Origin of the sequence: Pseudomonas fluorescens (assembly GCF_004683905.1) — a bacterium.
Taxonomy (GTDB): domain Bacteria; phylum Pseudomonadota; class Gammaproteobacteria; order Pseudomonadales; family Pseudomonadaceae; genus Aquipseudomonas; species Aquipseudomonas putida_A.
The window spans coordinates 3639372-3656784 of sequence record NZ_CP038438.1; the positions used below are offsets into that span (position 1 = coordinate 3639372).

Genomic DNA, 17413 nt, shown 5'->3' on the forward strand with positions numbered 1-17413 from the left:
TCATGCTGCGAATTCTGGGCAAGGCGTCATCGATCAACGTGCGCAAAGTGCTGTGGACCTGCGCTGAACTGCAGATCCCGTTCGAGCGTGAGGATTGGGGCTCGGGCTTCAAGCAGACTGATACGCCGGAGTTTCTCGCCCTCAACCCCTGCGCCATGGTGCCGGTGATTCAGGACGGCGATTTCACCCTGTGGGAATCGAACACCATCATTCGTTATCTGGCGGGCAACTATGGCGGCGCTGACCTCTACCCCGCCGAGCCGCGAACCCGCGCGCGGGTCGATCAGTGGATCGACTGGCAGGCGTCGGAGCTGAACCGCTCGTGGTCGTATGCGTTCATATCGCTGGTGCGCCAGTCAGCGGATTATCAGGACAGCGCCGCTCTGGCCAAGGGCATCGAGCAATGGTCGAAGACCATGGGCATCCTTGATCAGCAGTTGCAGAAGACTGGCGCGTACGTCAGTGGCGAGCAGTTTTCCCTCGCCGATATTCCTGTCGGGCTGTCGGTGAATCGCTGGTTCGAAACTCCGCTCGCGCATCCGGACTATCCCGCCGTCAGCGCGTATTACCAGCGTCTGAGCCAACGCGAAGGCTTTCGCCTGTACGGCAGAAACGGTACGCCGTGACAATCAGATCAACAGATCTTCATAAAACGCGCCGAACGGTCGCTGCGGGTGGGCGATCTGGATTTCCAGAATCCACACCCCGGCATTTGGCGTCTGGTCGAAATCGCCGAGATTGCCGCCGCGATGGATCGTGTGCGGGAAATCGCTGACGCGGTGGCCCTTGATGTCGAGATTGAGTTTCCAGCCCATGGTTTCAGCCTGATCGCTGGCGTAACGGTACAACTCGACACCGCTCACGCCTTGGCGCCACAGTGCCTCGACACGCTTGAATAGCTCCTTGGACGCCGCCGCGCAGGCGATCATTTCCGGATCGGAGCCGGTGGTGAAGGTTGCGCCGGCATCGCCTTCGTGCCCCTGCCAGACCACGCCCATGTCAATGAAGAAAATATCGTTGTCACCGAGCACCGGATCGCCTTCGGAACGCTCCTTGAACGCCTTCAGCGTATTGGCGCCGAAGCGAATCAGCAGCGGATGCCAGATGCGGTCCATGCCCAGTTCGGCGAGGATCTGCTTGCCCCGCTCCTGGGCTTCGGACTCACGCATGCCGGGCTTGATCACCCTGGCGATGGCATCAACGGCGTTCCAGGTCAGGCCCTGCGCATGACGCATCGTTTCCAGCACAAACCGCTCACCGACCGCTTCTTTACCGCTCAGGGCTGCACTCATTTGCTTGTTCCTCATGGCTACGCTGTGTAGTTTTTTATATTGCGAAACGCCGATCAAGATACAGCCATGACACAACGTGTCAATTACTCTTCCGCACGCACCACACCGCGCTCCTCCAGCAAACGCACGAACATGCTCAAGCTGCGCGACACCGTGCCCCGGCGCCACACCAGCCAGGTGGTCAGATAGCGAAAATCCGCCGCCAGCGGCCACACGCTCACGGTTGCGCTGCCAGGCATGCTCTGCAGCATTTTGCGCGGCATCAGCGCCAGCCCGGCGCCGGCGCTGACGCAAGCGAGCATGCCGTGGTAGGACTCCATCTCGAAAATCTTGCCCGGCACGGCAGCGTCGGTGCTGAACCATTTTTCGAAGTGATGCCGATAAGAACAGTTGGAGCGGAACGCATAGATATTCTCGCCGTTCACATCCGCCGCGCGCTGCACCGAGGGGTGATTGAGTGGCGCGATGATGACCATCTCTTCCTCGAACGCCGGCACGCCTTCCAGCGCCGGGTGCAGCACCGGGCCATCGACGAATGCCGCCGCCAAGCGTCCTGAAAGTACACCGTCGATCATCGTTCCGGATGGCCCGGTCGACAGGTCCAGATCGACCTTGGGATGCAATTGGTTGTACGCCGCGAGCAGTTCGGGGATGCGCACGGCGGCGGTACTTTCCAGCGAACCGAGGGGAAATGCGCCCTGCGGCTCCTCACCGGCGACGGTGGCCCGCGCCTCCTGCACCAGATCGAGAATGCGTCGCGCGTACTCGAGAAAACTCCAGCCAGCCGGTGACAGACGCAAACGGCTTTTCTCGCGAATGAACAGGTCGACGCCCAAGTCCTGCTCCAACTGCTTGATCCGCGTGGTCAGGTTCGACGGCACGCGATGAATCTGCGCCGCCGCAGCGCTGATGCTGCCGTGCTCGGCAACGGCCTTGAAGATTTCCAGCTGCACCAGATCCACAGTCATTCTCCAATCGTGAAAGAAACGATCTTTATTATTCAGTTTCCAGAAAACAAACGCCACCCTACTCTAGGCCCATCCACTGAACTCGCAGGAGCCCGCCATGAGCCAGATTTCCAGCCAGACCCACGCCATCTCGATCAACCCCGCCACCGGCGAGCAGATCGGTCACTACGCCTTTGAATCCGCCGAAGCCCTCGACGCTGCGCTGACCCGCGCCGCGTTCGGTTTCTCGAAATGGAAACGCAAGCCGCTGCAGGATCGCTCCCGCGCCCTGTCCGCCCTCGCCGGCGCCCTGCGTGACAGCGCCGAAGCCATGGCGACCATGATCACCCTGGAAATGGGCAAGCCGATCGCCCAAGCCCGTGGCGAAATTGAAAAATGCGCCAAGCTCTGTGAGTGGTACGCCGAAAACGGTCCGGCCATGCTCGACGCCGAACCGACTCAGGTTGAAGGCGGCAAGGCGCGCATCGAGTACCGACCACTCGGGCCGATCCTCGCGGTGATGCCGTGGAACTTCCCGATCTGGCAAGTGCTGCGCGGTGCCGTTCCGGCGCTTATCGCCGGCAACACTTACGTGCTCAAGCACGCGCCGAACGTGATGGGCAGCGCCTACCTGCTGCGCGACGCCTTCAAGAACGCCGGTTTCGCTGATGGCGTGTTTGAAGTGATCAACGTCACCCCGGAAGGCGTTTCCACCGCCATTGCCGACCCGCGCATCGCCGCTGTCACCCTGACCGGCAGCGTCCGTGCCGGTATGGCCATCGGCGCTCAGGCCGGTGCCGCGCTGAAGAAATGCGTGCTGGAACTGGGTGGTTCCGACCCGTTCATCGTGCTCAATGATGCGGATCTTGATGAGGCCGTGCAGGCTGCCGTCATCGGTCGCTACCAGAACTCCGGCCAGGTCTGCGCCGCGGCCAAGCGCCTGATCATCGAAGAAGGCGTGGTCGAAGAGTTCACCCGCAAATTCGTCGAGGCCACGCGTCAATTGAAAGTCGGCGATCCGCTGTCCGCCGACACCTACATCGGGCCGATGGCGCGTTTCGATCTGCGTGACGAACTCGACCAGCAAGTGCGCGACACCCTCGAAGAAGGCGCCACCCTGTTGCTCGGCGGCGGCAAGGCCCAAGGCCCGGGCAACTACTACGAGCCGACCGTGCTGGCCGATGTCACGGACCGCATGACCTCGTTCAAACAGGAACTGTTCGGCCCGGTGGCATCGATCATCACTGCCCGCGATTGCGCCCACGCCGTGGCCCTGGCCAACGACAGCGACTTCGGCCTGACCGCGACGATCTACACCGCCAACGTCGCACTGGCCCAGCAACTGACCAGCGAACTGGACACTGGCGGCGTGTTCATCAACGGCTACTCCGCCAGCGACCCGCGCGTGACCTTCGGTGGCGTGAAGAAAAGCGGTTTCGGTCGCGAGCTCTCGCACTTCGGCGTGCGCGAGTTCTGCAACGCGCAGACGGTGTGGCTGGATCGTAAATAATCAGGACTCCAACACGCACTGGTGGGAGTGGGCTTGCTCACGAAGGGGCCGGCATGTTCAGCATTGATCGTGACTGACCTGACGCCTTCGCGAGCAAGCCCGCTCCCACACTCGAAAATTCCGCACACACCGCTATAGCAAGTCGGGCGCTGTTTTTTGCGGCTGCGCAACCGCCGGCCCCTTGCTCAACAGCCCAAGCACCACTGCCGCCGAAGCCAGGGTAATCAGCGTAAGGATGTGCAGGAGGTACTGAAACGCCGTGGCATAACCTTGCACCAGACGTTCTTTGGCCAGCCCCGGAACGGTGTCGAGCGCATGCGCCATGTCCCCCGTGGTGACCCGGTGCGCGGTCTCGGCAATCAACGCCGCATCGACACTGCCTGCCACTGCCCCCGTCAGATCGGTATGCAGCAGCGAAGTCAGCACAGCGCCCACCACCGCCAGCGCAATACCCTCACCCGCCACGCGCACGGTATTGAAGATCCCAGCCGCCATCCCCGCGCGCTCCTTCGGTACAACGCTGACCGACAGACCATCCATCAACCCCCACGGCAAACCGGTGCCAATCCCGATCAACAGCATCGCAATGACCAAGGCGGATTTAGGCTCGCCGACGTTGTACAGGCTCAACCCGTGCAAGCCCACCGCAGCGATCAGAAAACCGATCCCCGACAGGATTCCCGCCGAGACAAACCGGGTCAGCGACGCCGCCAGCATCGGTACCACCAGCATGGGCGCCGACAGCGCCAGCAACAGCAGGCCGGCATCGATTTCGCTCAAGCCTTCCACGCCGATAAAGCGCAATGGCAAGATCACCACCAGCACGATGTAGCAAAAACAGGTGCCGATCGGCAGCATCTGCACGCCGATGAAGCGCGGAAAACGCAACAGGGTCAGATCGAGCATCGGATGTTTGACGCGCTTTTCGATCATCACGAACAACCCCAGCAACAATGCCGAAGCACTCAGCAGACCGACCACCAGCGGGCTGCCCCAACCGCTTTCCGGCGCCTGAATCACGCCGAAGGTGAACAGCGCCAGCATCGTGCTGAAGGTGATCGTGCCCGGCCAATCCAGTCCCGTGGCATCCGGGTTGCGGCTTTCGCGCATGCGAGGCAGGCCGAAGACCATGGCGATCACGCCGATCAGCGCGGTGAATACGAAAATCACCCGCCAGTTGAACGCTTCGATCAACGCACCGGCCAGCAGCGGCCCGAAAGCCAGACCAATGCCGAATGTGGTACCGAGTACGCTGTACGCGCGGGTCCGCGCATGGCCTTCGAATTCCTGCGCCAGCGACGCTGAACCGCTGGCCAACGCCGCAGCACCGGCCACGCCCTGCACTGCACGCAGCCCATCCAGCCAGTACACCGACGGTGCCAGGCTCTGCGCAATCGATGCTGCGGTGAACAGCAACATGCCGAAGCTGAACAGGCGTTTACGCCCATAGACGTCGGCCAACGCTCCCGCCGCCATCAGCAAACTGCCGAACGACAACATGAACGCATTGGTGATCCAGGTCAGGGCAACGGGACTTCCGCCCAGATCACGGCCAATGGCGGGCGTCGCCACCGCGCCACCGGTAAAACTCAAGGGCAGTACCAATGCCGACAGGCACACGGCCGCGAGGATCAGCAGCTTGTTACGCGCGCCTGGTTGATGAGAGACCGTTGTCATGCATTCATCCTTTAAAGAAATTGCCAGGCAGCGACTTTAAGGCCGTGAGATTGATGCGATAATCCCAGCAATTTTGCATGACTTTGTGAAAGGCATTCACAGATGAAATCACCCTCAGCGGCAGACCTTTGCGTATTTCTCTGTACGGCGCAGCACTTGAATTTCAGCAAGGCCGCCGTCGAACTCGGGCTCACCCCGTCAGCCCTGAGCCATTCGGTAAAGGCTTTGGAGAATCGCCTCGGTGTGCGTCTGTTCAATCGCACCACCCGCAGCGTGGCGTTGACCGAGGCCGGTGAGCGCTTTTACGCGCGCCTGAAACCGGCGTTCCGCGACATTGACGATGCACTGGAAGACCTCAACCATTTTCGCGACAAACCCACCGGCAACCTGCGTATCACCTGCGGACGCCAGGCGTGCGAACTGGTATTGCTGCCGATTGCCAGCGAGTTCTTGCAGACGTATCCGGACATTCGCATGGAGGTGGTCGAAAGCGAAGCATTGCTCGATATCGTCGCTGGCGGATTTGATGCGGGCGTGCGCTTTGGCGATCGACTGGAGGCCGACATGGTCTCGCTGCCGATTGGCTCGGCGATGCGTTCGGTGGTGGTGGCTTCGCCGGCATTCCTTGAACGCTATCCTGCGCCGCAAAAACCCGAAGATCTGCACGACTTGCCGTGCCTGCGCCACCGCTACCCCAGTGGCGCCCTGTATCGCTGGGAATTCGAACGCGATGGCATTGCCCAGGAAATCGAGGTCAACGGCCCGCTGACCCTGGGCGACGTCAGCTTGATGGTCGGCCCTGCACTGCAAGGCCTGGGATTGGCGTATGTGTTCGATGACATGGTCAGCGAACACCTGGCATCGGGGCGTCTGATTCAGCTGTTGGCCGACTGGTGCCCCTACTATCCGGGCCTGCATCTGTACTACCCGAGCAGGCGCCACGTACCGGCGCCGCTCAAGGCTTTTATCGACTTCGCGCGCGAGCGCAGTGGTCACTAGGGCTTACAGATATTTCAGCCAGGCAATATCGCGGCGCCGCGATTTCAGCGCGGAAAACCAGCGTACCGCCGGGTACAGTGCCAGCGCCAACAGCAGTGACACCAGCCAGATTGCCGCTACTGAATCGAAGCCGAAATAGCTACCGTGGTTAAGGCCGAACAGCGCCACGGCATTCAGATACAGCACCTTCAGGCCGTACAGGTGCAACAGATAAAAGAACATCGGCGCCGAACCGAAGACCGTCAGCCAGCGAATCCAGTGCCGCGTCTGCAGCCGTTCAGCAGCATGAACAGGATGACCAGACCTCTCAGTGCATCAATAGACAGCAAGCGGCCGGTCGGCGGCGGGTTGGAACGGGTACACACAATCGCCATGGAGATTTCGCCAACGAGCAAATGAATCAGGGGATCGCAACCGCACGCCCCGCCAAAAATTGGCGTTACTCTATAACATTAAAAGTCGATTCCCAAGCCAAACGCCATTTGCCCAATCACGTCAGGCTTCTATAGTGATCAGGCGCCCCCTGCGCTTTGCGCCTGCTGTCGAGCGTTGCCCATGACCTCAACCGAACACCTGATCATCTGCGAGCATTGCGACTGCGTGTACGAAAAGGTCGTGCTCGGCAAACACCAGAAAACCCTCTGCGTGCGGTGCGGCGGCGTGCTGCAGCGCTACAACGGCTTGACCGTCGAGCAGCGGCTGGCCCTGAGTTTCACTGCGGCGATGCTGTGGCTGTTCGCCAATTTCTATCCGGTGATGAGCATCAGCATGAAGGGCCTGAAGAACAGCGCGACGCTGTGGGATTCGGTACTGGCGCTGAGTCAGGGGCCGATCACCTTCATGGCGATGGTCGCGGCGATTTCGATCATCATCGCCCCGGCGTTTCAACTGGTGCTGTTGATCTGGGTGCTGAGTTTCGCCTTGTCATCGCGCCGGGCGCCGGGCTTCAAGCTGTGCATGCGCTGGCTGGAAACCCTGCGTCCGTGGAGCATGCTCGAAGTGTGTCTGCTGGGGGCGATGGTGGCGGTATTCAAACTGGCCGGGCTGCTCGATGTGCTGCCGGGTATCGGCCTGTTCGCTTTGGCGGTGCTGAGCCTGATGATGATCCGCATTGCCGGCCGCGACATTCGTGATCTGTGGGACATTCTATGAAGCGACCCGCGACCGCCAGCGAACTGAATCTGTGCCTGTGCCACAGCTGTGGGCTGGCCTGTGACATGACCGACGAGCCGCACGAGTGCCCGCGCTGCGATGCGCCGCTGCATCGGCGCAAGACCAACTCCCTGACGCGCACCTGGGCCTATCTGTTCGCCGCGTTGGCGTTTTACGTGCCGGCCAATCTACTGCCGGTGATGAACACGGTGATGCTCGGCAACGGCGCCGACAGCACGATCATGAGCGGCGTGCTGGAGTTCTGGGAGGGCGGCGCGTGGGACATTGCGCTGATCATTTTCATCGCCAGCATCGCGGTGCCGGGGATTAAATTCGTCGCCCTGTCGCTGCTGCTGATCACCGTGCAGCGGGGCAGCGACTGGGCGCGCCGTGAGCGCTCGAAGCTGTACCGTTTCGTCGAGCTGATCGGCTACTGGTCGATGCTCGACGTGCTGGTGGTCGCACTGGTCGCGGCGCTGGTGAAGTTCCAGGCGCTGGGCGATATCGAACCACGCCCGGGCATCCTGTTTTTCGGCATGGTGGTGGTGTTCACCATGCTCTCGGCGATGAGTTTCGACCCACGGCTGATCTGGGACAATGCCCCGGACGACGAACCGCTCAGCGACGCACCACCTCAAGCAGCACCTGCAACGGATGGCGCAGCGCCCGATCCGACTGGCGCTTGACCTGACTGCGGCAGGAATAACCGGTGGCCAGTGCTTCGCCCTGCTCCGCCGGCGCCTCAACCTGCCGCGCCCACGATTGCTCGTAGATCACCGCCGAGGTTTCGCGGTTGCGCGCTTCATGGCCGTAGGTGCCGGACATGCCGCAGCAACCGGTGGCCTGCGTCGCCAGTTTCAATCCGGCTCGCTCGAACACTTGTTCCCACTGGCGAGTGGCGGCCGGCGCGTTGGTTTTCTCGGTGCAGTGTGCCAGCAGACGGAATGACCGGGCCGGATCGGCAGTAGCCTGCTCCGGCATCACCTTGAGCAGCCATTCCTGCACCAGCGCGACTTCCGGGCAGTGGTCCATGCCGGGCACTTTCAGGTATTCCTGGCGATAGACCAGCGTCATCGCCGGATCCAGTCCCAGCAGCGGTACGCCAACGTCCGCCAGCTCGCGCAGTTGCTGCGCATTGCGCAACGCCGCGCGGTTGAACGCTGACAGGAAACCCTGCACATGCAGCGGCTTGCCATTGGCACTGAACGGTGCCAGATACACCTGATAGCCAAGTCGTGAAATCAACTCCAGCAGATCCGCTAGCAACGGCGCTTCGAAGTAACGGGTGAAGGCATCCTGCACCAACACCACACTGCGCTCGCGCTGGGCCGGGGTCAGCGCCGACAGATTGGCGACCGTCGCCGGCTGCACCTTCCAGCGGCGCAGCGCAGCGTGGAAATCAAAGCGACTGAGCAACGGCACATCGACCATGCCGCCAAGACGCTCCAACTGTTTGCGCACAAAGGTTGCGCCCATCAAACCGTTGTACAGCGCCGGAATCCGCGCCATGTACGGAATGCTGTACTCCAGCGAAGCAATCAGATAATCCCGCGCCGGGCGCAGATAACGGCTGTGATACAGCTCAAGGAAACGCGAACGGAATTCCGGCACGTTGACCTTGACCGGGCACTGTCCCGCGCAGGATTTGCACGCCAGGCAACCGGCCATGGCGTCATACACCTCATGGGAAAAGTCTGCATCCTGCGCGCGGCTGTTGCGCCAGCGTGTCCACAGGTTGCGGAAAAATGCCGGACGACGGATCGCCTCCGACAGCACATCCACCCCTGCCTCGCCCTGCAAACGCAGCCATTCGCGGATCAGCGATGCGCGACCCTTGGGCGATTGCGCACGCTCGCGGGTGGCTTTCCACGATGGGCACATGGCGTCGTCGGGATCGAAGTTGTAGCAGGCGCCGTTGCCGTTGCAATGCATGGCTGCGCCGTAGCTCTGCCAGACCTTTTCGTCGATTTGCCGGTCGAGTTCGCCGCGCAGGGTCACTTCGTCGATTTTCAGCAACGCCGCACCGGTATTGGCCGGGGTGGCGATCTTGCCCGGGTTGAACTGATTGAACGGGTCAAACGCAGCTTTCAGTGCCTGCAACGCCGGATACAGCTCACCGAAAAATGCCGGCGCGTATTCCGAGCGCAGGCCTTTGCCGTGCTCGCCCCACAACAGGCCGCCGTAACGCTGGGTCAGCGCCGCGACGCCGTCGGACACCGGGCGCACCAGCGCCGCTTGCTGCGGATCCTTCATGTCGAGAATCGGCCGTACGTGCAACACACCGGCATCGACGTGGCCGAACATGCCGTACTGCAAACCGTGGCTGTCGAGCAGTTCGCGCAGTTCGGCGATGTACTCGGCCAGGTGCTGCGGCGGCACTGCGGTGTCTTCGACAAACGGCTGCGGCCGCGCTTCGCCGGCAACGTTACCGAGAAGGCCGACTGCGCGTTTGCGCATGCCATAAACCTTGTTCACTGCCGCCTGGCCGACCGCCAGGGTATGGCCGAGGCGTTCGACGGCGGTGTCGCTGCTCAAGTGTTCGAGGAAGGCTTCGACCCGGTGTTGCAGGTCCTCGGGATCATCACCGCAGAACTCCACCAGGTTGATCCCCAGTGTCGGGCGCTCGGCACTTGCCGGGAAGTATTCGGCGACGCCGTGCCAGACGATGTCCTGCATCGCCAGCAACAACACCTTGGAATCCACGGTTTCAATCGACAGCGGCTTGAGCGCCATCAGCGCCCGGGCATCGCGCAACGCATCCATGAACCCGGCGTAGCGAATGTTCACCAGCATCGTGTGTTTGGGGATCGGCAGTACGTTGAGCTTCGCCTCAACCACAAACCCCAGCGAGCCTTCGGCGCCGCACAGCACGCTGTTGAGGTTGAAGCGGTTGTCGGCCTCGCGCAGATGCGCCAGGTCGTAGCCGGTCAGGCAGCGGTTGAGGTCAGGGAACCGTTGTTTGATCAACTCGCCCTGCTCATCAATGATCTGCCGCGCACAGCGATAAACTTCACCCACCCGATCTTCACGGGCGCACAGCGCTGTCAGTTCGTCTTCCGCAAGCGCTGCGCCGTGCAGGCGTTCACCGCCGCGCAGGACCATGTCGAGTTCCAGCACATGGTCGCGGGTCTTGCCGTAGGTGCAACTGCCCTGGCCGCTGGCGTCGGTGTTGATCATGCCGCCGACGGTGGCGCGGTTGGAGGTCGACAGCTCCGGGGCGAAAAACAGCCCGGCTGATTTCAGCGCGGCGTTGAGCTGATCCTTGACCACCCCGGCCTGCACCCGCACCCAGCGCTGCTCGACGTTGATTTCCAGAATACGGTTCATGTGCCGCGACAGGTCGACGACGATGCCATCGGTCAGCGACTGGCCGTTGGTGCCGGTGCCACCGCCACGCGGAGTGATCACCACTTGCTGATAAGCCGGCTCGGCGATCAGCCGTGCGACCCGCGCCACATCCTCCGCATCCATCGGAAACACCGCCGCTTGCGGCAGGCGCTGGTAGATCGAGTTGTCGGTGGCGAGCACCACGCGACTGGCGTAATCGGCACTGATCTCGCCACGAAAACTACTGGCTTTCAGGGCGCTGAGGAACAGTTGGTAATCAGTAGTCAATGCAGCGGCGGGTGACAGCTGGGCAATCATCGGTGAGGAAATCTCGGTCAAAATCGGGCCGTGTGGCGGTGAACAGTTGTGCGCAATGAATGATTGCGTCACGCTCCCGCCATCTCATGGTGCTTATGTTCATTGCTTGGCGCCGTCGGGACAAACGTAAAATCGACCCGCAATCCATGACTAAAACGAATGAATCCGCGAACTCTCACCCCTTCCATGTCGCTGTTGCTGGCCTTCGAGGCCGCCGCACGCCATGAAAGTTACACCCGCGCCGCCCATGAACTGTCGCTGACGCAAAGCGCGGTCAGCCGTCAGGTGCAGATTCTGGAAAAGATGCTCGGCATGCGCCTGTTCAGTCGCGAGGGACGGCAAGTGGTGCTGACCGATGTCGGGCGCATGTATCAGCGCGAACTGGCCGAAGCCCTCGGGCAGATCCGCAGCGCGACGTTGCAGGCCATGGCGTTCGGTTCCGGCATTCATAGTTTGCGTCTGGCGACGCTGCCGACCTTCGGCTCGAAATGGCTGCTGCCGCGACTCAAGGACTTCTACACCGCACACCCCGGCATGACCGTGCACTTGCATTCACGCATCGAAGCGATCGACTTCGACACCAGCGAGATCGATGCGGCGATCTGCGTCGGTGCGGGGGATTGGCCCGGGCTGAGCGCCCTGCCCCTGCACACTGAAGAACTGGTGGTGATTGCCAGTGCGCAGTTGTCGTTGGCCGAACGCGATGATGCGGAACAGCACATCGCCGGGCAGTTACTGCTCAATGTCAGCAGCAATGCCCAGGCCTGGGCGGAATGGTTCACGCATCATGGTTTGCCCCACCGCAGCATGCGCATCGGGCCGAGCTTTGAAATGACTTCGCACCTGATTCAGGCGGTCCGGGCGAATATTGGCGTGGGGCTGGTGCCACGGATTCTGGTGGAGGATGAATTGCTTAACGGCGAGCTGCTGCAACTGGGGGAGCCGATCACCAGCCGGCGCAGCTATTACCTGGTGTATCCGCCGCGTAATGAGGCGTTGCCGTCACTGAAAGCGTTCAGGGATTGGTTGGTACGATCGTTATGACAGATCGTCTCGCCCGAGCAACGTTCACCGCTTGGGAGGTGGTGGAGCGCTAGGACCACGGGCAGTTTGCGGCGAGTTCCTGTCGTTCGAGCCAAGGTAGCGTGCCACATCTGGCGGCATGGGTCTCGGTGCTTCGGCGGTCATGGCTGGCTCTCTTTTATGGTGGTGAATTCAACCCACTGAACTTTCGACGAATCTATCACCAACAGGTCGGCGTCAAAAGGCTGGGCAACGCCATCGTCACCCAACCATTTCGGGCTCTGCATCACAAACTGTCCATTCGCAGGTTCGGCAGGCCATTCACAAGGCCAGCCAAACAGGCGCCTTTCGTCGTTCAAATGCAGCGTAATGAGCCGATCGTGGCGTGCAAAGGTGCTGTACCACTGGCTGGGAAATGACGTTTTTCTGGTTACATTTCGAAACCGTAACCAGGCATGCAACTTGTCATTTGAAGCGAGATTGCAGGAAAGAAATCCGAGTGTCACTGACACAAAGAACGCCCATATTGTCTGCGCCTTGCCATCCCATATTCCTACAGAAAATCCCTTCGTCCCCACCCATAGACAGATTGCACCTATCCCCAATACAGCCCCATGAATCACAAACGTAAAGATCAACGCCTGCACAATCTGCCCAAACGTATCAGGCCGTTTGAACGCGGTGAGCGTGTAGAAAATCCAGGTAGAAACAAATCCGGGAATCAGATACTGCAACAACGGAATAACTTCTTTGACCAGATCATCCATGATCCGTGGCTCCTTGAAAGGCATGCCCCTCCGGTTACCGGGCGGCACTCAGAAGCCTAGCGCACACTGGGATACGCCTCATGCCGATCTGTCACAGCGCATTTCGCAAAGCAAAAAAAAGCAGAAACCATTGATCCGGTTTCTGCTTTTTGTGCGGCTGGTTTTTGCAGCGGAGGCTGGGCTTTACAGGCAGTCACGCACCGATTTGCGCAACGACCCGGACTTGGCCCATGGCGGTCCCTGATACAGGGAAACGCGACTACCGTCCTTGTATTTGATGATGTCGAGAATCTCGTCGGCGGTGACGAGGCTCGGCGCCTTGATCCGGTAGCCGTTGGAAATGGACGTCTGCGTGGTCTTAGGAATGTCCTGCTGCCACAACGGCAACAAGCACGCGGCATAGTCTTTAGGCGCTTTGGTAGTGGTTTTGCTGAGATTTGGCTCGCCCGGCACCAGCGATGCTGGCAATGAGCAACCCGCCAGCAATGCCAACGCCAAACTCCCGATCCATATCCGCATGGTGTTTCCCTGATCTTGAAAAACGCGAATGTAACGTGTAACCGGGTGTACATCCAGCGCGGCACGTCGCCCACAAGGGAGATTGGACAAATATTTACATGCATGCAGCCCGGTGGCAGACGAGCTGCGCATCATCGAAGAAAAATGCGACTACTCTGTTCTACCGAGAATGTTCCGGAGGTGATCATGCGGCTCAATGAATACGAACACGAACTTCAGCGCGACCTGCAAGCCGTTGCATCGGATCTGAGATGGTCGGCGGTCGACCTCAAACGCATCGCCGAACAGCTGCGCAAGAGCGGCAATGAAGCGGATGCCCAGGCGGTACTCAGGTCCTGCGAGGTGCTGCAAAGTGATGAAGAACGCCTGCAGCTGTATGCCAGGGAAGTGAAGACGCGCTCCATCAGCCGGACCAAAGTCCACTGATACCACCCCCTGCCCTCAACAAAAGCCCCGGCAATCACCGGGGCTCTTTCGTTACATTTGCTTCAACTTGCAGTGTGACTTCGCGCTCGCACCGAGCGTTTTCTGTAACCCGGCAACGCAGCGGCATAGGCCAGCGCCTCCTCTCTGCTACCGAACGACGCAAGCCGATCGCCTTGAGTACAAACCCGCCACGGGCCGTTGTTCACGCTGAGTACGTCGTAGCCGTTCATGTGCATTTTGTTCAAGACCGGAATGCTCATGGGTACCTCCTTTTTGCCGACGGTGGAGTCAGCTCTGCCTTTTTAACTTACACCCGGATGCCGCAGTTGTGCCGACCGGATGTCGCCATCGCGAGGCGCCAAGGCTCTGGCACTTTCAGCCACGCCAAACACTCAAAACCCCAAGGGAACCTTTGAATCCGGGCCCGGCTCGAATATTGCAGTTTTATTTCATTTATGTGACACGCAGTAAACAGGTAACAGATGAAAGTACGCGCCACCGTTATTTGCGAGCAGGATCGACACGTTCTCCTGGTGCGCAAACCCCGCTGCCGCTGGACATTGCCCGGCGGCAAGGTCGAGCCTGGGGAAACCAAAGCCGGGGCGGCGATGCGCGAGCTGCAGGAAGAAACAGCACTGGATGCCGAGCAGATGTTGTATCTGATGGAACTGCACAGCGGCAGCACCCAGCATCATGTCTACGAGGCGTCGGTGCTCGATCTTGAGCAGTTGCGCCCGCAAAACGAGATCACCGAATGCATCTGGCATCCGCTGGACGCGGTGCAGAATCTACCCACCAGCGAGGCGACGTTACGCATCGTGCAGGCGTTTCAGCGGCGCTTGTAAGGTATCAGCCGGCGAATGCCCGGCGCCCGGCGCTCATTTCCGTACGCAATTCGCCAATGAAGTTGGAAATGTCGCGGATCGTCACCAGATGTTCCGGTGAGACACCATTGAGCAACAACTCGACTCGCCCGGAGTCAGGCTCATAAACCTTGATCCGCAACAGTCCCTGCTCCACTTGTGTGCATTCGCATTCAAGCGACGGAAAGCCGGATTCGACAATCCGGCAGATGTCGGCAATGGCTAACATGGGCGCACGCCTCGCAGGCGATGAGTCGGTCGACCGATTCAGCATAGATGAGCGATCAATAATCTGCCGCCCAAGCAAGTGCCAACCCGATCACATTTCCAGCGCGGCCTCAGTGCGCGTCATGATCCCAGATCCAGTTCCACATTCCCGGCAACTGCACCGGCTGCGAACTCTGCTGAACCGTACGCGCCAGCGCCGCTTTCTGTAGCGTCGCGTGATCATCGTAGAACGGTTTGTCCGCCAGTCTCACGCCCGTGGCGGCGGCGCTGTCGAGCAGGATCTGCAGGTACTCGCGGGTATGCCGCGCGGTGTAGCGGTTGAGGTCATGAAAGGTCACCACCACTGGAATCACCCCGTCTACGGTCGGAAATTCGCCGAGGGCAATGCGCTCGCGGACTTCCGATAGCTGGCGCAGCATATTCGCCCGACGTCGGGGACTGGCGTTGAAGCCCCAGATCTTGCCGTCATTGGCGCTCAAATCGGTCAACAACACGTGCAAGCCATGCTGCTGATACGCGGCGAAGGTGCGCTTGTCGTAATTCCAGAATGGCGGGCGCAGCAGGATCGGTGCTGCTCCGGTGATCGCGGCGATATCCGCCGTGCCGTTGCGCAACGACTGCTCCAGTTCTTGCGGATCGAGCGAGCGATGATTGGTGTGCCAATGGGTGGCGGTGTGGAATCCGAGGATGTGCCCTTCGGCGTGCTCGCGCCGCATGATGCCGCGACCAATGTCACTGTTACCGGCGCGAGGCGCGCGGGTCTGGACGAAGAACACCGCTTTGATGTCCGGTTGCACCGGGTTGACCTTGAGGCTATCGAGCACGGTCGCCGAAGGGTTCCAGAAACTCGAGGCGCTGGGGCCATCATCGAAGGTCAGCAGAAAACGCACCGGGGCCTGGGCCTTGAGCCGGGTTTCGGTTTGCGCGGTCATCTCGATCGGCGCGGCAATGCAGCCGGCCAGCCCAAGCGCGATGGCCGCTGCACAGAGAAGATTGAACGCGTATTTCATGTTTTGCCTTGCGCCTGGCCGTTGCGGCCCTGTTGTCGACTGGCAAAACTCCCTCGCCCTGATCCATCCCTGCGCCCGGCTTCGCGAGCCAGATTTGGATAGGGTACACAGGCTTTGGTTCCGGCGCTCGCTCAGTCAGCCAGAGCCTGTTGAAACGAGGTATCGATGACCCCGGCGGTGGCCAGCGGCGCCGGCAGTGCCTTGACCTTGAACAGGAAGTCCGCGGTGCCTTGCAGGTCGACCGCCGCCTGCTGATCCACCGGCCCGACAGTCATGTGCGCCTGACGCAACCAGTGCCGTGAAACCTGCTGATCGAGATTGGCTTTCTTCGCCCACAGGTCCGCGTATTCGTCAGTGTGGCTGTCGACCCAGGCCCGCGCCTGTTTCAAACGCCCGAGAAAATCGGCAATCGCGGCACGCTTGCTGTCGATCGACGGCGCCGACGCGGCAATCGCGCTGAGTCCCGGCATCAGGTTTTTCGCGGTGAGAATCGGCCGCGCACCGGAGAACACGATTTGCTGGGAGATGTACGGTTCCCACACCGGGAACGCGTCGATGCTGCCCTGTGGCAATGCCGCTGCCGCATCAATCGGCATCAACTTGACGAAGTCGACGTAATTTTCCGGCAGACCGCCCTGCTCCAGGGCGCGCAAGGTCAGCTGCTGGCTCCAGGCGCCGGGCCAGTAGGCGACTTTCTTGCCCTTCAGATCAGCGATGGTTTTCACCGGCGAATCTTTCGGCACCAGCAAGGCGATAGTGTCCGGGTTCTGCCGCGACACACCGATCAGTTTCACCGGCGCCTGTTTGGCGGCGAGAAACAGAAAACCCGAATCGCCAAGAAATCCCAGATCCAGCGAGCCGGTCTGCAACGCCTCGGCCAGTGGCGCGGCGGCCTGGAAGTGCTTCCAGTCGACGCTGTAAGGCGCGTCTTTCAACACGCCGGAGGCTTCGACCGAAGCGCGGATGTTGTAGTAATTCTGGTCTCCGACGTGCAGGACCAACGGCTCGGCGGCGTGGGCAAGCGGTGCGGTGAATAATGCGGTCATCAGTGTGCTGCGGAGCAAACGAGAGAGCTTCATGGGGAGGTCCTGCGACGGGATTTTACATAGACCATAACGCTGTTGATAAACCGATTTTAAATTCGATTAAGGCATAAGCTCAGCGCTCGGAATGCTCACTGTCCGCTGCGCAACAGTGCCTTGCCACAATGTTTCCCATGCAACAGTTGAAAGGCGCTAAAACCGGGGAAAACCCCGTAAACATGGGTCGAAACGCACATGGCACAGAGCCTGCAATATTCCATTCATGCAGGACGCAGCCGATAAAAATATATTTTTGGACATAACAACCAGTGC

General features: G+C 60.5%; 18 protein-coding genes and 1 pseudogene. 8 read left to right on the forward strand and 11 right to left on the reverse strand.

Features of this window, described 5'->3' with window-relative positions; all coding sequences use genetic code 11:
- The first annotated feature begins 2 nt into the window (after nucleotides 1–2).
- Nucleotides 3–626 carry a glutathione S-transferase family protein gene (locus E4T63_RS16550; RefSeq protein WP_135296046.1) on the forward strand — a complete coding sequence of 208 codons (624 nt, stop codon included), beginning with the start codon at nucleotides 3–5 and terminating at the stop codon, nucleotides 624–626.
- A 3-nt stretch (nucleotides 627–629) separates the two neighbouring features.
- Here E4T63_RS16550 and E4T63_RS16555 read toward each other — a convergent pair whose 3' ends face one another.
- Both E4T63_RS16555 and ptrR read right to left on the reverse strand, forming a co-directional pair.
- Nucleotides 630–1292 carry a M24 family metallopeptidase gene (locus tag E4T63_RS16555; RefSeq protein WP_135296047.1) on the reverse strand — a complete coding sequence of 221 codons (663 nt, stop codon included), beginning with the start codon at nucleotides 1290–1292 and terminating at the stop codon, nucleotides 630–632.
- A gap of 83 nt (nucleotides 1293–1375) precedes the next feature.
- The gene (ptrR, locus tag E4T63_RS16560) at nucleotides 1376–2254 is read right to left on the reverse strand and encodes a putrescine utilization regulator PtrR (RefSeq protein WP_135296939.1); all 879 of its coding nucleotides are present in this window, start codon (nucleotides 2252–2254) and stop codon (nucleotides 1376–1378) included.
- Nucleotides 2255–2357: 103 nt separating this feature from the next.
- On the opposite strand from ptrR, the gene E4T63_RS16565 reads away from it, so the two are divergent.
- Complete coding sequence (locus E4T63_RS16565) at nucleotides 2358–3749, forward strand: aldehyde dehydrogenase family protein (protein ID WP_135296048.1); 1392 nt, start codon at nucleotides 2358–2360, stop codon at nucleotides 3747–3749.
- A gap of 132 nt (nucleotides 3750–3881) precedes the next feature.
- On the opposite strand, the gene E4T63_RS16570 is transcribed toward E4T63_RS16565, so the two are convergent.
- Nucleotides 3882–5426: an MFS transporter gene (locus E4T63_RS16570; protein ID WP_134786666.1), complete on the reverse strand. Its 1545-nt coding sequence runs from the start codon at nucleotides 5424–5426 to the stop codon at nucleotides 3882–3884.
- A gap of 102 nt (nucleotides 5427–5528) precedes the next feature.
- Between E4T63_RS16570 and E4T63_RS16575 the strand changes: the two genes are divergently transcribed.
- Nucleotides 5529–6425 carry a LysR family transcriptional regulator gene (locus E4T63_RS16575; RefSeq protein ID WP_135296049.1) on the forward strand — a complete coding sequence of 299 codons (897 nt, stop codon included), beginning with the start codon at nucleotides 5529–5531 and terminating at the stop codon, nucleotides 6423–6425.
- Between the two features lie 3 nt (nucleotides 6426–6428).
- Here the strand turns inward: E4T63_RS16575 and E4T63_RS16580 are convergent.
- Nucleotides 6429–6704, reverse strand: a pseudogene (locus tag E4T63_RS16580) (hypothetical protein); the annotation flags it as partial.
- A gap of 276 nt (nucleotides 6705–6980) precedes the next feature.
- Between E4T63_RS16580 and E4T63_RS16585 the strand changes: the two are divergent.
- Nucleotides 6981–7577: a paraquat-inducible protein A gene (locus E4T63_RS16585; RefSeq protein WP_003225887.1), complete on the forward strand. Its 597-nt coding sequence runs from the start codon at nucleotides 6981–6983 to the stop codon at nucleotides 7575–7577.
- Nucleotides 7574–8263 (forward strand): paraquat-inducible protein A, encoded by a 690-nt coding sequence (locus E4T63_RS16590; protein ID WP_027612991.1) that lies wholly within the window; start codon nucleotides 7574–7576, stop codon nucleotides 8261–8263. Before E4T63_RS16585 ends, E4T63_RS16590 begins: the two co-directional genes overlap by 4 nt.
- Here E4T63_RS16590 and ydiJ read toward each other — a convergent pair.
- Entirely contained in the window at nucleotides 8196–11222 is a 3027-nt protein-coding gene (gene ydiJ, locus E4T63_RS16595) for a D-2-hydroxyglutarate dehydrogenase YdiJ (RefSeq protein ID WP_135296050.1), read from the reverse strand. The genes E4T63_RS16590 and ydiJ overlap by 68 nt on opposite strands.
- 159 nt (nucleotides 11223–11381) lie before the next feature.
- Between ydiJ and E4T63_RS16600 the strand changes: the two genes are divergently transcribed.
- Nucleotides 11382–12266, forward strand: coding sequence for a LysR substrate-binding domain-containing protein (locus E4T63_RS16600; protein ID WP_135296051.1), 885 nt, complete (start codon nucleotides 11382–11384; stop codon nucleotides 12264–12266).
- Nucleotides 12267–12406: 140 nt separating this feature from the next.
- On the opposite strand, the gene E4T63_RS16605 is transcribed toward E4T63_RS16600, so the two are convergent.
- Together E4T63_RS16605 and E4T63_RS16610 are read right to left on the reverse strand one after the other, a co-directional pair.
- The gene (locus tag E4T63_RS16605; protein ID WP_135296052.1) at nucleotides 12407–13012 is read right to left on the reverse strand and encodes a DUF6338 family protein; all 606 of its coding nucleotides are present in this window, start codon (nucleotides 13010–13012) and stop codon (nucleotides 12407–12409) included.
- 183 nt (nucleotides 13013–13195) lie between these two features.
- The gene (locus E4T63_RS16610; protein WP_003225912.1) at nucleotides 13196–13531 is read right to left on the reverse strand and encodes a hypothetical protein; all 336 of its coding nucleotides are present in this window, start codon (nucleotides 13529–13531) and stop codon (nucleotides 13196–13198) included.
- A 186-nt stretch (nucleotides 13532–13717) separates the two neighbouring features.
- On the opposite strand from E4T63_RS16610, the gene E4T63_RS16615 reads away from it, so the two are divergent.
- Nucleotides 13718–13957: a hypothetical protein gene (locus tag E4T63_RS16615; RefSeq protein WP_027612987.1), complete on the forward strand. Its 240-nt coding sequence runs from the start codon at nucleotides 13718–13720 to the stop codon at nucleotides 13955–13957.
- A gap of 62 nt (nucleotides 13958–14019) precedes the next feature.
- On the opposite strand, the gene E4T63_RS16620 is transcribed toward E4T63_RS16615, so the two are convergent.
- A complete protein-coding gene (locus E4T63_RS16620; RefSeq protein WP_096796397.1) occupies nucleotides 14020–14217 on the reverse strand; it encodes a DUF2188 domain-containing protein in 198 nt (65 codons plus the stop codon).
- 222 nt (nucleotides 14218–14439) lie between these two features.
- Here E4T63_RS16620 and E4T63_RS16625 point away from each other — a divergent pair, with 222 nt between their 5' ends.
- Nucleotides 14440–14802, forward strand: a complete 363-nt coding sequence (locus E4T63_RS16625; RefSeq protein ID WP_027612985.1) for an NUDIX hydrolase — start codon at nucleotides 14440–14442, stop codon at nucleotides 14800–14802.
- Between the two features lie 4 nt (nucleotides 14803–14806).
- Here the strand turns inward: E4T63_RS16625 and E4T63_RS16630 are convergent, their stop codons facing one another.
- From E4T63_RS16630 to E4T63_RS16640, 3 genes are all read right to left on the reverse strand, one after another.
- Nucleotides 14807–15049: a DUF1652 domain-containing protein gene (locus E4T63_RS16630; protein ID WP_003225919.1), complete on the reverse strand. Its 243-nt coding sequence runs from the start codon at nucleotides 15047–15049 to the stop codon at nucleotides 14807–14809.
- 109 nt (nucleotides 15050–15158) lie between these two features.
- Nucleotides 15159–16058: a polysaccharide deacetylase family protein gene (locus E4T63_RS16635; protein ID WP_027612984.1), complete on the reverse strand. Its 900-nt coding sequence runs from the start codon at nucleotides 16056–16058 to the stop codon at nucleotides 15159–15161.
- Between the two features lie 131 nt (nucleotides 16059–16189).
- The gene (locus E4T63_RS16640) at nucleotides 16190–17137 is read right to left on the reverse strand and encodes an ABC transporter substrate-binding protein (RefSeq protein WP_027612983.1); all 948 of its coding nucleotides are present in this window, start codon (nucleotides 17135–17137) and stop codon (nucleotides 16190–16192) included.
- Nucleotides 17138–17413 lie beyond the last annotated feature (276 nt).

Bases quoted from the DNA above. Each gene is read 5' to 3' on its own strand.
- ydiJ (WP_135296050.1), bottom strand. From the start codon at position 11,222: ATGATTGCCCAGCTGTCACCCGCCGCTGCATTGACTACTGATTACCAA.
- E4T63_RS16640 (WP_027612983.1), bottom strand. From the start codon at position 17,137: ATGAAGCTCTCTCGTTTGCTCCGCAGCACACTGATGACCGCATTATTC.
- E4T63_RS16575 (WP_135296049.1), top strand. From the start codon at position 5,529: ATGAAATCACCCTCAGCGGCAGACCTTTGCGTATTTCTCTGTACGGCG.
- E4T63_RS16620 (WP_096796397.1), bottom strand. From the start codon at position 14,217: ATGAGCATTCCGGTCTTGAACAAAATGCACATGAACGGCTACGACGTA.
- E4T63_RS16605 (WP_135296052.1), bottom strand. From the start codon at position 13,012: ATGGATGATCTGGTCAAAGAAGTTATTCCGTTGTTGCAGTATCTGATT.
- E4T63_RS16565 (WP_135296048.1), top strand. From the start codon at position 2,358: ATGAGCCAGATTTCCAGCCAGACCCACGCCATCTCGATCAACCCCGCC.
- E4T63_RS16630 (WP_003225919.1), bottom strand. From the start codon at position 15,049: ATGTTAGCCATTGCCGACATCTGCCGGATTGTCGAATCCGGCTTTCCG.
- E4T63_RS16555 (WP_135296047.1), bottom strand. From the start codon at position 1,292: ATGAGTGCAGCCCTGAGCGGTAAAGAAGCGGTCGGTGAGCGGTTTGTG.
- E4T63_RS16550 (WP_135296046.1), top strand. From the start codon at position 3: ATGCTGCGAATTCTGGGCAAGGCGTCATCGATCAACGTGCGCAAAGTG.
- E4T63_RS16625 (WP_027612985.1), top strand. From the start codon at position 14,440: ATGAAAGTACGCGCCACCGTTATTTGCGAGCAGGATCGACACGTTCTC.
- E4T63_RS16635 (WP_027612984.1), bottom strand. From the start codon at position 16,058: ATGAAATACGCGTTCAATCTTCTCTGTGCAGCGGCCATCGCGCTTGGG.
- E4T63_RS16585 (WP_003225887.1), top strand. From the start codon at position 6,981: ATGACCTCAACCGAACACCTGATCATCTGCGAGCATTGCGACTGCGTG.
- E4T63_RS16615 (WP_027612987.1), top strand. From the start codon at position 13,718: ATGCGGCTCAATGAATACGAACACGAACTTCAGCGCGACCTGCAAGCC.
- E4T63_RS16600 (WP_135296051.1), top strand. From the start codon at position 11,382: ATGAATCCGCGAACTCTCACCCCTTCCATGTCGCTGTTGCTGGCCTTC.
- E4T63_RS16610 (WP_003225912.1), bottom strand. From the start codon at position 13,531: ATGCGGATATGGATCGGGAGTTTGGCGTTGGCATTGCTGGCGGGTTGC.
- E4T63_RS16570 (WP_134786666.1), bottom strand. From the start codon at position 5,426: ATGACAACGGTCTCTCATCAACCAGGCGCGCGTAACAAGCTGCTGATC.
- E4T63_RS16590 (WP_027612991.1), top strand. From the start codon at position 7,574: ATGAAGCGACCCGCGACCGCCAGCGAACTGAATCTGTGCCTGTGCCAC.